11 protein-coding genes are annotated in these 16170 nt (G+C 52.5%); all 11 read left to right on the top strand.

What is annotated here, in order from left to right; all coding sequences use genetic code 11:
• Nucleotides 1–41 precede the first annotated feature (41 nt).
• The gene (locus FBQ85_02760) at nt 42–1763 is read left to right on the top strand and encodes a glycoside hydrolase family 43 protein (GenBank protein ID MDL1874083.1); all 1722 of its coding nucleotides are present in this window, start codon (nt 42–44) and stop codon (nt 1761–1763) included.
• Nucleotides 1764–1775: 12 nt separating this feature from the next.
• Nucleotides 1776–4025, top strand: a complete 2250-nt coding sequence (locus tag FBQ85_02765; GenBank protein ID MDL1874084.1) for a T9SS type A sorting domain-containing protein — start codon at nt 1776–1778, stop codon at nt 4023–4025.
• Nucleotides 4022–5281, top strand: coding sequence for a glycosyl hydrolase (locus tag FBQ85_02770; GenBank protein MDL1874085.1), 1260 nt, complete (start codon nt 4022–4024; stop codon nt 5279–5281). Before FBQ85_02765 ends, FBQ85_02770 begins: the two co-directional genes overlap by 4 nt.
• A 4-nt stretch (nt 5282–5285) precedes the next feature.
• Entirely contained in the window at nt 5286–6890 is a 1605-nt protein-coding gene (locus FBQ85_02775) for a dihydroxy-acid dehydratase (protein ID MDL1874086.1), read from the top strand.
• Between the two features lie 232 nt (nt 6891–7122).
• Complete coding sequence (locus FBQ85_02780; protein ID MDL1874087.1) at nt 7123–7959, top strand: 2-hydroxyhepta-2,4-diene-1,7-dioate isomerase; 837 nt, start codon at nt 7123–7125, stop codon at nt 7957–7959.
• 282 nt (nt 7960–8241) lie between these two features.
• Entirely contained in the window at nt 8242–9819 is a 1578-nt protein-coding gene (locus FBQ85_02785; protein MDL1874088.1) for an aldehyde dehydrogenase (NADP(+)), read from the top strand.
• A gap of 82 nt (nt 9820–9901) precedes the next feature.
• A complete protein-coding gene (locus FBQ85_02790) occupies nt 9902–10885 on the top strand; it encodes an aldo/keto reductase (GenBank protein ID MDL1874089.1) in 984 nt (327 codons plus the stop codon).
• Nucleotides 10886–10911: 26 nt separating this feature from the next.
• On the top strand, nt 10912–12075 hold the full coding sequence (locus FBQ85_02795) for an alpha/beta hydrolase (protein MDL1874090.1): 1164 nt from the start codon (nt 10912–10914) through the stop codon (nt 12073–12075).
• 238 nt (nt 12076–12313) lie between these two features.
• Entirely contained in the window at nt 12314–13063 is a 750-nt protein-coding gene (locus FBQ85_02800) for an SDR family oxidoreductase (GenBank protein MDL1874091.1), read from the top strand.
• A gap of 5 nt (nt 13064–13068) precedes the next feature.
• On the top strand, nt 13069–14706 hold the full coding sequence (locus FBQ85_02805; protein ID MDL1874092.1) for a DUF4445 domain-containing protein: 1638 nt from the start codon (nt 13069–13071) through the stop codon (nt 14704–14706).
• Nucleotides 14707–14851: 145 nt separating this feature from the next.
• Entirely contained in the window at nt 14852–16117 is a 1266-nt protein-coding gene (locus FBQ85_02810) for a hypothetical protein (GenBank protein ID MDL1874093.1), read from the top strand.
• Nucleotides 16118–16170 lie beyond the last annotated feature (53 nt).

Here is a 16170-nt window from a genome sequence, read left to right on the forward strand (position 1 = left end):
ATCAACAAAAAATCTCCCGCAAAGACACAGAGACGCAAAGAATGCGCAGAGATATTCTTTGCGTTCCTTTGCGCCTTTGCGTCTTTGCGTGCGCTGTTGCTTTTTGCATTTGGGATTGCCGATCGACGGCTTGTGGCCAGAATAGCGCGAGTTTCACCAACCCCATTTTAGCCGGCTTCTATCCTGATCCCAGTATTTGTCGCGTCGGCAGCGATTACTATTTGGTGACTTCGTCATTTTCCTATTATCCCGGCATCCCGATTTTCCACAGCAAGGATTTGGCGAACTGGAAGCAATTCGGGCACGTGATGGATCGGCCGGAGCAATTGGATTTGGACGGCCTCGGCGTTTCGCGCGGTATCTTCGCGCCGTCGATTCGATATCATGATGGGATGTTTTATGTCACCTGCACATTGGTTGACAAGGGCGGCAACTTCCTCGTCACCTCGAAAAAAGCCGAAGGGCCGTGGTCAAATCCGGTTTGGATTCCCGAGATTAACGGCATCGATCCTTCCATGTTTTTTGATGAGAACGGCAAGGCTTATGTCGTTTATAACAGCATTCCGCCGGACGACAAGCCGCTTTATGACGGGCATCGCACATTGCGGATGTATGAATTTGATATCGCCAATCTGAAAGTGACCGGTGAGGAAATGCTGCTCGTCAATGGCGGCGTCGATCTCAGCAAAAAACCGGTCTGGATTGAAGCGCCGCATATTTTTCAAAAAGACGGTTTTTATTATTTGATCGCAGCCGAAGGCGGCACTGGCGATCAACATTCCGAAGTCGTATTCAGAAGCAAAGCCGTTGCCGGTCCGTATGTTCCTTACGAGAAGAATCCGATTTTAACCCAAAGGCATTTGGATCCGAAAAGAAAAAATCCCATCACTTCCACCGGCCATGCGGATTTTGTCGAGACCGAAAGCGGCGATTGGTGGGCCGTATTTTTAGGCTGCCGGCCTTATGATGATGATTTGTACAACACCGGCAGAGAAACTTTTTTAGCGCCGGTGCAATGGCAAAATGGTTGGCCGGTCATCAATCCGTATCATGTGGAAGTGCAGTATCATTGTCCCATCTCTACAAAAGTATCGGCGGAGAAATCCGAGATTCAGTACAGCGGCAATTTTATATTGAAGGATGAATTCGAATCGGATAAGCTGAGTTACAGTTGGCTTTTCTTGAGAACGCCGCGAACACAATGGCATAGCTTGTCACAACGCAAAGATTATTTAACCCTGCAACTGCGGCCCGAGACGTGTGCGGAAAATGTCAATCCCAGTTTCTTGGGACATCGCCAACAGCACTTGCAGGGCGAAGCCAGCGCCGCGTTGGAGTTTATGCCAAAAGCTGAAAATGAAAAAGCCGGTTTGTTGGTCTTTCAAAGCGAAAAGCACTTCTATTTTCTCTGCAAATCTTTGGAAGGCGGCAAGCCTGTCGTTCAGCTCTATAAATCCAGCGAGACTCCTCCGCAAATGGAACTATTGGCGTCACTAATGCTTGACGACGATCAAGCAAAACAAAAACTGTTGCTGAAAATCGAAGCGCGCCGCAGCACGTATTCATTTTTGTATGCCAGCAATTCGGATAAATGGAATCTGCTGAAGGAGAATGTCGACGCCAAATTTCTAAGCACTAAAGTTGCCGGAGGTTTTGTGGGATGCGTTTATGCGTTGTATGCAACTTCTCTGGGCAAGCCCAGCGACAACGCCGCATACTTTGATTGGTTTGAATCGCGGGGAGATGATGATGTTTATAAATGAAAGGATTTCACCGTGATCTCCAAAATTTGTGGTAATGGCATATTGCGCGTTGTTGCCATGATCGTCCTGTACGGAACGGTGGTCAATGGTCAGAACGCGCGCGATGTGGTCAAAGGCAACTTGATCCAGTTCAACGATAACGGCGCGTGGTGCTGGTATCAAGACGAGCGCGCCGTCGTTGACAAAGCGCGCGGCAGGCTGATCGTCGGCTCTGATGCGAGCGATAATGGCGTCGGCGGCTCGCCCCGTAACGGCGATATTGATGCCGTCATCTTCGATCTGCAAAATAGACAAGCAGAGCGCTATGCGCTTATGGAAGGCGGAACCAACTTCGGCGGCTGCGATGACCATCACGCGCCCGCGTTCCTCGTTATGCCAGATGGCAGATATCTGGCCTTTTATGCCGGACATAACAGCAATAACAATTCCTATTGGCGTTTTTTTTACACCGACCGCTGGGGAATTGAGCACGCCTTTAATTGGAACAATATCCCGGGCGGTACTGATTTTCGCACCACCTACTCCAATCTTTTTTACCTGGCGGCTGAGGATAAACTTTACAACATCGCCCGCACGTACGCGCGCAGTCCCAATCTTATGGTTTCCACCGATTCTGGCCAAAATTGGTCTTATGGCGGACTGTTAACCGAGCCGGACGTGAGCATTGGCTACGTGAACGGCTATTTCAAATACTGGAGCAGCGGCGTCGATCGTATTGATTTCGTCGCGACCGAGCATCACCCCCGCGATTACAACACGAGCATTTATCACGGTTACATGAAGAACGGCCAGTCTTTCAAATCCGATGGCACGCTGCTGGACAGTGATATTACCGACAAAACCGCTCCCAAGCCGGCGGATTTCACGCTGGTTTTCGGCGCCAACACAAGAGTCAATGGCGATCTCATGTCCCGGTGCTGGGCGATTGATCTTGCAGCGTACGATGACGGCACGATCGCCACGATTTTCAAAGCGCGGGTGAATGATGATCCCAATCATCCCTCGAATGACCCCGATCATGCGTTTTTTTATGCACGCTATGATGGCGCAACCTGGACCTCGACCTATTTGGGCAAAGCGGGCAAGAAAATGTATTCGAGTGAACAAGATTATGTCGGTTTAGGCGCGCTGCATCCAAACGATCCCGAAGTCATTTTCATTTCAACGCCTTTCGATCCGCGCGACGATGCGGCTCTCGGCGTTCGCGAAATCCTCAAAGGCGTCACTGCCGACCACGGCGCGACGTGGACATGGACGCCGATTACGCAGAAATCTGTGCGCGACAATTTCCGCCCGATTGTTCCGAGCTGGGATGAAAATAACACGGCGTTGTTGTGGTGGCGGGGAACGTATCTCTCGGCGCAAAATTTTGATGCGGCGGTTGTCGGCATTATCGAATGCAACTCCGAAACCGTGGAGCGAATGCATTACGTAGATGCCACTGCCGCGAACACTTTTTTGACAAACGGATCACCGCTCATCACGACGGGACCGGATGCCAATATGGGCGCGGCGGACGACAGATGGCATGAGCGCACGGGTTTCGGCAATGGCAATTCCGTTTTGACTTCCGCTGAGGTGAGCGGCGAGAATGCGCCCGTCCTCAAGACTCAAATGATTGTGTCCGAAGCCGGAACCTATGACGTGTGGATCAACTTCTGGGCGAATCCCACGGCGGATTGGCGAATCAAAGCCGGACTTGCTGCCGACAGAATGCAATTGTTCCGCCAGATGGCCTGCAAACAAGTCGAGGCCGACGATCATGATACTGCGCTCACCCTGACCAGCAGCGGCAATACTTTTCTTTATCAAGCCTATCTCGGTCGTGTGAGGGTTGCAGCGAACGAGACGCTGAATGTGTATGTGGACGACCACGCGATTCAGACCGGCACCTCCGGCACTCGCATCGGCAACACGGCCCGCACGTGGTATGATGGCGTGAGCTATGCCAAAGTGAATACCGCCGTCGTCAGTGTTGCAGAGCACAAGAAGATTTCGAACGAGTTTGTTTTGCGCCAAAACTCTCCGAATCCCTTCAAGCCCTCGACAACCATCACTTATTCACTGCCCAAGGCTGCCCATGTGACCGTGAAAGTTTACAATCTGCTCGGACGAGAAGTGGCGACGTTGACAGATCAACAGACCCCGGCCGGAACGCATCAGGTGATCTGGAATGCGCAGAGCGCGCCTTCCGGGATTTATTTCTACAAAATTTCAGTTGGCAATTTTTCCAAGACCAAGAAAATGATCTTGCTGCAATGATGATAAGAAAATTTTTGATGTGCATCTCGGCTTTTGTTCTCATCTGCCTTGGATTCTATTGCAACTCTCAGCCCACGCGGGACCAAAGATCGGCAGATACGGAAACAGTGATTCGCGCCGTGGCAGATGGCGTGCTCAAAGACGCCACCTTTCAGTTCGTCGATCAAAAAAGCGGAAAGCGTTTCACCTCTCCGGAACAGGCGCCCAGTGATGCACAACTGCGGCCGGAAAGTGCTTACACGGATTGGCGCTATTGGAATGGCGTGCTCAATATCGCCATGATCGAGTTGGGAGAAACGCTTAATGAACCGGCTTATATCGAGTTGGCGCGCAAGAACGTCGCCTTCGGCTTCGACAACTATCGCTACTTTGAAGGCAAATACAAAGGCGAGGACAAATGGAGCTACCCCTTCGGCCAGCACTTCATCATGAAAGAACTCGACGACTGCGGCGCGGTGGGCGCAAGTGTTATCGAAGTGCATCGCCGCGATCAGCAAGAGCGTTACCGCGCTTACCTCGATCAGACTGCCAATCACATTCTCACACATCAGAGCCGGCTCGATGACGGCACGCTGGTGCGCTCGTTTCCGCATCAGTGGACGCTTTGGGCGGATGATCTTTACATGAGCCTCTCGTTTCTGAGCCGCATGGGTGAATTTACCGGCGAGGCGCGTTACTTCGATGAGGCCGCGCAGCAGGTTATCAATTTTCACCAGTATCTTTTTGATGATCAGAAGGGACTCATGCATCACTGCTGGTATTCGGATGTTAATCGACCTGGTGTGGCATTTTGGGGACGCGCGAACGGCTGGGCAATGGTGGCGCAGGTGGATCTGTTGGATCGGCTGCCGCAAAACCATCCGCAACGCGACACCTTGCTGACACTACTTCGGCGCCATATTTTAGGCATCGCGCAATATCAGAGTGGCGAGGGTTTGTGGCACCAGCTTCTCGACAAGGTGGATTCATATCTCGAAACCTCTTGCAGCGCGATGTTTATTTACACCATCGCGCGCGCAGTCAACAAAGGCTATATCGAACCGCGTTATGCCTCAATTGCGCAACGTGGCTGGGAGGGTGTGAGGTCAAAGATTCGTTCCGATGGACAGGTCGAAGGCGTTTGTACGGGCACCGGCGTCAGTGATGATTTGGTATTTTACTATCGTCGCCCAACGCCGATAAATGATGTGCACGGCATCGGCACGATACTGCTGGCCGGCGCTGAAGTTTTGTCCGTCATAACAAAACCGGAATAACGATATGAAAGATGTAAAAAAACTCCGTAGCCAGGAATGGTTTGGCGGCAATGACAAGATGGGCTTCGTCCATCGCTCGTGGCTGCGCAATCAGGGTTACCCCGACGATCACTTCCGCGGCCGGCCGGTCATCGGTATCTGCAACACCTGGTCCGATCTGACGCCCTGCAACGGCCACTTGCGCGATTTTGCCGAGATTGTCAAAAAGGGCGTACTGGAGGCGGGCGGATTTCCGCTGGAATTTCCCGTGACCTCGATGGGCGAAACCATTATGCGGCCCACGACCATGTTGTTCCGCAATCTCGTCAGCATGGACGTGGAAGAATCGATCCGCGCCAATCCGCTCGATGGCGTCGTGCTACTAACGGGCTGCGACAAGACGACGCCTTCAACGTTGATGGGCGCGTGCAGCGTCGATCTCCCCACCCTCGTCGTGCCCGGCGGGCCGATGCTCAATGGCCGCTTTCGAGGAGAATGCATCGGCTCCGGCTCATTCAACTGGATGATCAAAACGAAGCAAACGGCCGAAGGATTCTCCGCCGATGATTTGTTGGAAGCGGAAATCTGCGCGGCGCGCAGCAGCGGCCATTGCAACACCATGGGAACTGCCTCGACCATGGCGACGATGGTTGAAGCTTTGGGTCTGACATTGCCCGGCGCCTCGGCGATTCCCGCCGTTGATTCCAGGAAAAAAGTCATGGCGACCAATTTGATCATTCATTTGTTGGCCATCGCCGGCAGGATTGGTGTAAAATTAAACCTCGAAGATTTTGACAAGCTCGGTAGCAAAATTCCGTTGTTGGTCAACTTGATGCCCTCGGGAAAATTCCTGATGGAGGATTATTTTTATGCCGGTGGCCTGCCGGTTGTGATCAACGAACTCGGCGACCGTTTGCATCAAGATGCGATAACCGTCAACGGCAAAACGCTGCGCGAGAACAATGCCAAAGCCGAATGTTTCAACCGCGAAGTGATTGCCAGCATCGATAAACCGTTACAGCCGGAAGCAGGTATTGCCGTGCTCAAAGGAAATCTCTGCGAAAACGGCGCGGTGATCAAACCCTCGGCGGCAACGCCGGCACTCATGAAACACCGCGGCCGCGCCGTCGTGTTTGAGAGCATGGAAGATTATCATGCACGCATTGACGATCCGAATTTGGATATCGACGAATCGTGCGTCATCGTGCTGAAGAGCGTCGGCCCGAAAGGCTATCCCGGCATGCCCGAAGTGGGCAACGTTGATCTTCCCGCGAAATTGATACAGAAAGGTGTGAAGGACATGGTCCGCATCTCGGATGGAAGAATGAGCGGCACGGCTTACGGAACGGTGGTGTTGCATATTTCACCCGAATCCGCCATCGGCGGCACACTGGCGTTGGTAAAAGACGGCGACTTCATCGAGCTTGATGTTGCCAATCGCAGGTTGCATCTTGATGTCTCCGACGAAGAGTTGAAGCGACGCCGAGCCACGTGGTTTCCTCCCGCGCCGCATACAAACCGAGGTTACGTGCGCATCTATTTGGAGCACGTGCAGCAAGCCGACCAAGGCGCCGATCTGGATATTCTCATAGGAAAATCCGGCGCGGTGGTGAAAGGGGATTTGCATTAAATGATCATTCTCTTTTTTCTGGGTCGTCACGCAGTTATCCGGCATGGACGTGAAAACCGGCTACCGCCTGCACAGCCTGGGCACGTTCATCATGGGGGTTTCAGCGGCGGTATTTTTGTTCTTGTTTCATCTGGCGATTGTTTGAAAGTGAATGTTCGTAGTGGCGCCTTTAGGCGCACATCGTCCGGAACATCGTGACCCTAAAGGGTCTACTACAAACAAGATTCTAAAATTGAAACTCTACAAAATAAAAACCGGCGTCGTCATTGAAACAGATCACGGCTTTCATTTGTTGGAAGGCGAAAACTGGGATACTTTCGTCAATGACGACAATCTCTTTGGCAAACTCGCTGCAATCGTGCGCGCGGTTGAACCGATAGAGAACGGCCAACAACTTCTGAACTCCCGTTTGGAAGCCCCAATTCAATCTCAGGAATTATGGGCAAGCGGCGTCACGTACATTCGCAGCAAAATTGGCCGCCAAGAAGAGTCAAAAAATTCCGGCGGCGGGGAATTCTACGCGCGCGTTTATGAAGCGGAACGTCCCGAATTGTTTTTCAAAGCGACTTCGCACCGCGTCGTTGGTTCGGGCGGCAAAGTGAGAATTCGCCAAGATTCCAACTGGAATGTCCCAGAGCCGGAGCTGACTTTGATGATCACCTCCAGCGGCAAGATTGTCGGTTACACCATCGGCAATGACATGAGCTCGCGAAGTATCGAAGGCGAGAACCCGCTTTATCTGCCGCAAGCCAAGACGTATGACGGCTGCGCTGCCCTCGGCCCGTGCATTTACGTGACGGAAGAACCTTTGCCCGCGGACACGATCATTCATCTTGAAATTGCAAGAAACAACGCGCCGGTCTTCACCGGCAGCGTAGACATTAAACAAATGAAGAGAACGCCGGAAGGGTTGGTTTCCTATTTATATCGGGAATGCTCTTTTCCGCACGGCAGCTTGCTCATGACCGGAGCCGGCATTATTCCGCCGAGTGATTTTAGCTTGCAAAGCGGTGATGAGATTCGCATTACGATTCAACCAATAGGCATGTTAGTAAATACCGTGAAATAGTAATGCCTGACTTCATATCATTGATTTAAGCGAAGACCAAGTAGTCCCGAAGGGACTTGTGAAAATAGCCCCGCCATTTATGGCGGGGATTTGAAGTCATGGTTTTGCACAAGTCCCGCGAGGGACGATTGAATTCTCACGATCAACGCGCACTTCTCATTCGTCCCTTGCGGGACTTATGAGGATATGTTGGCATGTTGACCCCGCGATAAATCGCGGGGCTATTTTCATCTGTCCCTTTGCGGGACAGATCATGGCGCTTTTCTTACGTGAAATAATAATATGGAACTCACCGGACTAAATTTTATCGGCAACGAGCAATCGGGAAAAGGCAAAATCACTTTTCATGCTGTCAATCCTGCCACCGGCGCTGAGATGTCGCCGGCATTTCATGAGGCTACGCCGCAGGAAATCGATGAAGCCATTCTCAAAGCCGAAGCAGCTTTTCTTACATACAGCAAAAAGAGCGGACCGGAACGCGCCTTGTTCCTCGAAACCATCGCAGATGAAATCGTCGCGCTCGGGGATGGTTTGATAAAAAGATGTGGCGAGGAAACCGGCTTGACTGAGGGAAGACTGACCGGCGAACGAGGAAGAACGGTGAATCAACTGAGACTTTTCGCCAGTCTTCTGCGCGAAGGTTCTTGGGTGGATGCGCGCATCGATACGGCAGATCCGAATCGTCCGCCGGCGCCCAAGCCTGATATCAGAAGCATGCAGAAGGCTTTGGGTCCGGTCGGAATTTTCGGCGCGAGCAATTTTCCATTGGCTTTTTCCGTGGCAGGCGGAGACACGGCTTCCGCGTTGGCCGCCGGTTGCACGGTCGTTGAAAAGGCGCATCCGGCGCACCCCGGCACTTGCGAGATGATCGCGCACGCCATTGTGAGAGCCGTTGAAAAATCCAACATGCCGAGCGGAACATTTTCCATGGTGCATGGCCATTCCACCGAAGTCGGCATGGCGATGGTAAAACATCCGTTGATCAAAGCCATCGGCTTCACCGGATCTTTTAGAGGAGGAAAGGCGATCTTCGATGCCGCCGCGCAGCGGCCAACGCCGATTCCGGTTTATGCCGAGATGGGCAGCACCAATCCCGTGTTCATTTTGCCTGGCGCATTGCGGGAGCGAAAAGCAGAGATTGCGAAAGGATTGACCGCTTCCGTCACACTGGGCGTCGGCCAATTTTGCACAAACCCTGGGTTGGTTGTCTTCGAAGAGTCTGCCGACGCTGCACAATTTCAACAACTCGCTACCGCCAATTTTCAAGAAGTCGCTGCAGCAACCATGCTCACGTCACAGATTCATCGCGCCTACGTAAACGGGATCGAGAAATTGCGCCAGCAAGCAGGCGTTGCGATGTTGGCAAAAGGCAAAGCTGAGGAGGAAGGGTTCCAGGGCGTTGGTTATCTGTTTCAAACCAACGCCCGGAATTTTTTAGCCAACGCGCATCTCGAGGAAGAAGTTTTTGGACCTTCCACCCTGGCGGTGACCGCAAGTAACAAGACTGAGCTTATTGGCGTTGCACAAAGACTAAAGGGCCATCTGACGGCAACACTTTGGGCGACAGATGACGATTTCAAAGAGTATGCGGATCTCATCGCCATTCTCGAACGCAAAGCCGGCAGGTTGATCATCAACGGTTTTCCCACCGGCGTCGAAGTTTGTCATGCGATGATTCATGGCGGGCCGTTTCCGGCGACGACGGATAGCCGCTCGACTTCCGTCGGCACGGCAGCCATCACACGGTTTACCCGGCCGGTCTGTTATCAGAATTTTCCAAATGCTATATTGCCGGATGAACTAAAGAATGAAAATCCGCTGGGCATCTGGAGGTTGGTCAATGGCGAGAGGAAGAAATAATCTTTGCGTATTACGCATTACGTTTTACGGGTTACGTAACGAGTAATGCGTAATCCGTAAAACGCAAAAAGGTGAATTGAACATGGAATATCGCGAACTTGGACGCACCGGATGGAAGGTTTCGACGTTGAGCTTCGGCGCATGGGCGATTGGCGGTACTTGGGGCGCGGTGGATGATCAGGAATCGCTGGCGGCGCTGCATCGCGCGCTCGATCTGGGGGTGAACTTCTTCGACACTGCCGATGTGTATGGCGATGGACGAAGCGAGCGTTTGCTGGCGCAGCTTCGCCGTGAGCGGCCGCAGGAATTTTATATCGCGACCAAAGCTGGTCGCCGCCTCAATCCGCATGTTGCCGCCGGCTACACGCGGCAGAATCTCATGGCATTCGTCGAACGCAGCCTGAAGAATTTGGAGACGGAAGCAATTGATCTCTTGCAATTGCATTGCCCGCCCACAGATGTTTATTACATGCCGGAAGTGTTTGGCGTGCTGGATGATTTGGTCGATGCCGGCAAGCTGCGTTATTACGGCGTGAGCGTGGAGAAAGTCGAAGAAGCATTGAAGGCCATCGAATATCCGAACGTGCAATCGGTGCAAATCATTTTTAATATCCTCCGGCAGCGCCCGGCTGATCTCTTCTTTAGTGAAGCGCAACGCCGCCGCGTTGGAATTCTGGCGAGAGTACCGCTTGCTTCAGGTTTGTTGAGCGGCAAATTCACGCGCGCCAGCATATTCGCGCCGGACGATCACCGCGCTTTCAACCGGCACGGTGAAGCATTTGATCGCGGCGAGACTTTTTCCGGACTGGACTACGACGTCGGTCTGCAAGCGGTCGAAGCATTACGCCCGTTGGTGCCACGCAATTGGACGATGGCACAACTGGCGCTACGCTGGATTTTGATGTTTCCGGCGGTGACGTGTGCCATCCCGGGGGCCAAGCGCCCGGCTCAGGTCGAAGAGAACCTCAAGGCGGCAAGTTTGCCGCCGCTTTCAGACGAAACCATTGCTGCAATACGTGGCATCTACAATCAGTATGCACGTCCACATGTACATCAATTTTGGTAGAATTAAATCGTGGAGATGTTTTGATCATGAAAACAAAATCTACGTTAACTCGCCACTATGCCGGCAGGATTGCCCTTGCTGCTGTTTATCTTTTTCTCGCTGTTTTTTCGATTGAAGTTCTGAATGCTCAGGAAAAGAAGAGCATGGATGTCGCTTCATCACCGCCACGAGTGGAGATCCCCGGCTCGCAATTGCAGAAGATCACCTCTGCGATTGTCGGGCAGGAATACGATTTATATATCCATTTGCCGAGAAACTACGGCAGTAAAGATCAAAAGCATCCCGTGCTCTATTTGCTCGATGCACAATGGGATTTTCCTTTGGTCACTGCCATTTTTGGCCAGCAATTCTATGATGGTTTTTTGCCGGGCCTCGTCATTGTTGGAATTACCTGGGGAGGAAAAAATCCCAACCATGATTCGCTGCGCGCGCGAGATTTGACGCCGAACAATGCGGCGCCGTTGCTCCAGTCCGGCGGTGCGCCAAAGTTTCTCGCTTTTATCAAACAAGAGCTCATCCCTTTTATCGAGTCCAAATATCTCGTCTCGGGCGACCGCACGCTAATGGGCAGCTCGTTCGGCGGCCTTTTCACATTGTACGCCCTTTTTAGTGAAACAGAATTATTTCAACGCTACGTTTTGACCAGCCCGGCGGTGGGCTGGGCAAATGAAGGCATTTATGCTTTCGAAAAGAACTATGCAGACAAGAAATCCCAACTTCCAGCCCGGCTTTTTATGGCTGTGGGAGAACTGGAAGACGTTGCCGGTTTTCAGAAATTTGCGGATCAGTTGAAAGCGCGGAATTATGATGGCCTTGCGCTGCAAACCCGGGTGCTGGAAAACACCGGCCATTCCGGCACAAAAGCCGAAGGCTACACCAGAGGCTTGCAGTTTGTGTTCGCGCGGCCGTCATTAAAACTTGCAGCAGCAATCTTGGCGCAATACGTTGGCACCTTTGAGCCTAATCCTGAAACTAAAGTTTTGATTTCAGTGGAAAATGATCATCTTATCGCGCAGGGCCCGTACAATACAAAACTTGTATTGCATGCTGAGACCGAACAAGATTTCTATGTTCCGGGCCAGTATCTATTCGCCCGTTTCAAGAAGGATGAGCAGGGAAGGGTTACCGGTTTTCAACTGGCGCAATTTGGAGGAGAAGTCTTTGCGCGAAAGGTTGGAGCACCCGACTAGTACGCTGACAGCCTTATTTGCACAAGTACTTTGTTTTGTCATCACGTAGGGATCTTTTGAAGTACTTGGTGCTGCACTTAAAATTTCACAAGATCCTGCCGGGCGGGACGACATACAGAAGAAATGGACAAGGTTTTCGACATCTGAATGCAATAGAGTGGCCGCGTCAGCCAGGAAGATCAGTTAATTCAAGTGATAGGAAGAATCAATCAAAGGAGTTCTTAAACGTATGGCAGTCATGTATGATGATCTCATTGGCAAGCATGTTCTGGTTACCGGCGGCGCAAGTGGACTCGGCTATGCCATCGCCAAGGCGTTTATCGCGAATCAGTCGAAAGTTGTTATCGTCGGCAGAGATGCGGAAAAGCTCGCGCGTGCTCAAAGTGAGTTGGGCGAGAATGCGCGTGCCATTGCATTTGATTTGAACGAGATAGATCGCTATCCGGAATTGCTGGCGCAGATCCAGAATGCCGTTGGTGCGATCGAGGTGCTGGTAAACAACGCGGGCATCAATTTGAAGAAAGAGGCGCTGACGGTTTCCAATCAAGAGTATCAGGCAATTGTGCACACCAACCAGACCGCGGTCTTCGCGCTTACGCGAGAGATCGCGCAGACCATGGTGGGCCGGGGTGGCAACATCATCATGATCAGCTCGATGGCCACGCACTATGGTGTTCCCAAAGTTGTCGGTTATGCCGCTTCGAAATCTGCGGTCGAGGGCATGACGCGCGTGCTGGCAGTGGAGTGGGCGCCGCATGGCATTCGCATCAATTGCATCGCCCCGGGTTTTATTGCCACGGCGATGTCTGCGCAAGCTTTTGAAAACGATCCGGAGAGAAAAGCGAGAGCGCTGGCGCGCACGCCCATGGGAAAATTCGGCGAACCCTCGGATGTGGCCAATGCAGCGCTGTTTCTGGCATCAGCACAGGCGAAATATATCACCGGCGTCGTGCTTCCGGTTGACGGCGGCAATTCCATTGGATTTTGAAAACCATGAGCGTTGAGCTACACTTCAATAATGAACATGCCAGCGTCGCGCCCGGCTCTTCGCTTTTCGAATATGCCGAGTCTTTGGGCATTCGCGTGCCGACTTCGTGCTTCAAGCAGGGAAAGTGCAAGGAATGCCTGGTTGAAATCGTTGCGGGCGTGGAATGCCTTTCCGCACCGGTGACGCAGGAAGAACACTTGCGCGAGAACTTCCGGCTTTCCTGCCGCACGCGCATTGTCACAGACACCGGCGTGGTACGATGCCATACATTGCGGCGCGGCGACATGCGCATCGAAAAACGCGCGTTGCGGCTTCCGGTGGCTCATGAAAACCTGCAGATCGATCCTGCAGTAACGCGCGATGGCGAGCGGATTCTGCTGGATGGCGAAGAAATCGATCGCAGATTGGGTCCCATTCACGGGCTGGCTGTGGATCTGGGAACGACGACTGTCGTCATTCGCCTTTTGAATTTGGAAACTGGAGAAATCATCGCGGATGCGGCTTTCGAAAACCCGCAACGATTCGGCGGCGCCGAAGTGATGTCACGCATCCATTATGACTCCACGCACCGCGGCAAGCTGCTGCAACGCACGCTCGCGCGCTATTTGAATCATGCTATTGAAGAGTTTCCGGTGGACCCGGCCTCGATCTACGAAGTTGTCGTTGCGGGAAATTCCACCATGCGCGATTTGTTCTTTCGGCTCAATGTGTATTCCATCGGACAAAGTCCTTACCAATCTATCACTGAGTTGGAAAGGGCAGGCGGCCAGCGGACCGCGACGAGTGTCACTGCACCAGCGAGACGCCTGCTCTTGCGGCTGAATCCCAAAGCGCGCGCTTATGGCCTGCCCATCATCAGCGGTCACGTGGGCGCGGACGCCGCCGCTTGCATGCTCGCTGTGGATATTGCGAATGAAGAGCGTTTGGTCGCGATCATGGACATCGGCACCAATACTGAGTTGATTGTCGGCAACAAGGATAGAATTCTCGCGGCCTCTTGTCCCGCCGGACCGGCATTCGAAGGCGGTAACATCTCCTGCGGCATGCCGGGATTGCCGGGCGCCATTGAAAGAGTGAGAATTAACGACGAGGGAAAAGGCGATTTCAGCGTCATCGATGGCAGTGAGCCGGAAGGGATCTGCGGCTCTGGACTGATCGATTTGTTGAGCGAGCTGCTTAGAACCGGGCGCATCAATACTCTCGGAAGATTCGAGCAGGGTGACAAGCGCTTTGTCTTGCTGGAGAACGGCGCTCGCCCAATTTATTTGAACGAAAGCGACATCAACGAATTGGCTCAGGCCAAGGGCGCCAATGTTGCGGGCTTGCAAATTGTGTTTGACGAGTATGGGATTGGATTTGAAGATTTGGATGTTTTTTATTTGGCGGGAGGATTTGGCCGCCATTTGAATGTCGAGGCTGCCAAACGGATTGGCCTGATTCCCAATATCGACAATGCCAAAATCCTGCAAGTCGGCAATGCCGCGATCGAGGGCGCCTGCACTGCGCTGCTCTCGCAAACAAAACGTGACGAGTTGGAGAATTTGGTGAATAAAATCAGGCATTGCCGCCTGGAGACGCACCATGGATTTTTCGACTACTTTGTGGAAGGTTGCCAATTCCATCCGCTTGTATCGTCAGGATAAGTATGGATTGTTGCATCAGCGGTTGATGAAGATATCATCTCATCATGGCGGAATCTTGTTTCAATTCCGCACGATACCCGGTTTTGCCGGGCCAGTATCATCATGACAGATTGGTTGTTCCCAGGAACTGACGCCTTAAAAACGCATGCTTGAATTTTACGACACACAACCCGAGACAAATGTTCAGGAAACTGAATACAAACGTCTTTTGGGTTATCCTGTAGAGTTTGATCTCACCGGCCGCGCACGCGAGCTGGCTGACTGGGCAAGACGGTGGTACATCGAGAATGGCAAACCGTGGATCTATGCCCGGCAAATCAATCGCCTTGATCTGCTCGACGGAAAGCTCATGATCGCCGGCGTGGAGTTCTCCTCGAAAAAGTTACATGCACAATTGCTCAGGGCGCAAGCGCACGCGGCGGTCGTGGTGGCGGTGAGTGCCGGCAGGGAATGCGAAGAAAAGGCGCGCCAGCTTTGGCTGGAAGAAAAACCGGATGAGTACTTCTTTTTGGAAATCTACGGCTCTGCAGTCGTTGAACATTTGATTACGAACGCAGGCGCGCGGTTATGCGCTTGGGCGGAGCAACAAGGCCATGCGATTCTGCCCCATTACAGTCCGGGTTATTCGGGGTGGGAGATTGAAGATCAGAACAAGCTCTTGAACTTGATTTGTCAAAAAAACTTTCGGGAGGAAATTCATGTTCTCGAAACCGGCATGTTGTGGCCCAAGAAATCCCTGCTTGCCGTATTTGGCATCACACAGCATGTCAATCAAGTTCGACGCCTCCGGGAATTGGTGCCGTGTGAAAGCTGTTCCATGCCGTCGTGCCGGTATCGCCGCCTGCCGTATGGCCGTGCGCGCAAACTCATGGAAGAAGTAAGCCAATTGCAGGCGCGTGTTGATCGAATCTCCAACGGTGCGGCCCAGAGCAAATCGATCCTTGATCACCATGGGAAATACTCCATCAGCGTCCGCGCTCTGCAAAAGTGGTCGCAGGAACGGCTGCACCTAAAAGTTCTTGCGGACCGTTCGGTGCAGGCGCGATTCCGCTATGCGGGCACCACTTGTTCGAATTTAGGGCGGCCACTGGAGTATGACTATCATCTCAAGCTGGCCTCAGCAACAGAGGGTTACAAAATCATCGAGATGAGTTGTGCGCCGGCGCCGGGTGATGCCGGCCATGCCTACATGTGTGAATATATCCGCAACGGTGAGAAGCTTGCACGGGACATTGCCGGTGAAAAGCCGCTGCTGGGCTGCTCACTCAATGAGGTGTTGAATTGGAATCGGCAGTTCAGCCCGTCGGGATGCTTTTGCGACGCAGTAAGCCGTGAGCACAAGTGGGGACTGGTGCTGGAAGTGCTTCACTACGCATTGGTGCAGAATGAAAAGAGAAGGAATGCTGTTTAGGAAGTGCGCAAAATCAACTTGGAATTTTGTTGTAGCCCTGCCCCCTTTACGGG

Source organism: Cytophagia bacterium CHB2 (assembly GCA_030263535.1).
Taxonomy (GTDB): domain Bacteria; phylum Zhuqueibacterota; class Zhuqueibacteria; order Zhuqueibacterales; family Zhuqueibacteraceae; genus Coneutiohabitans.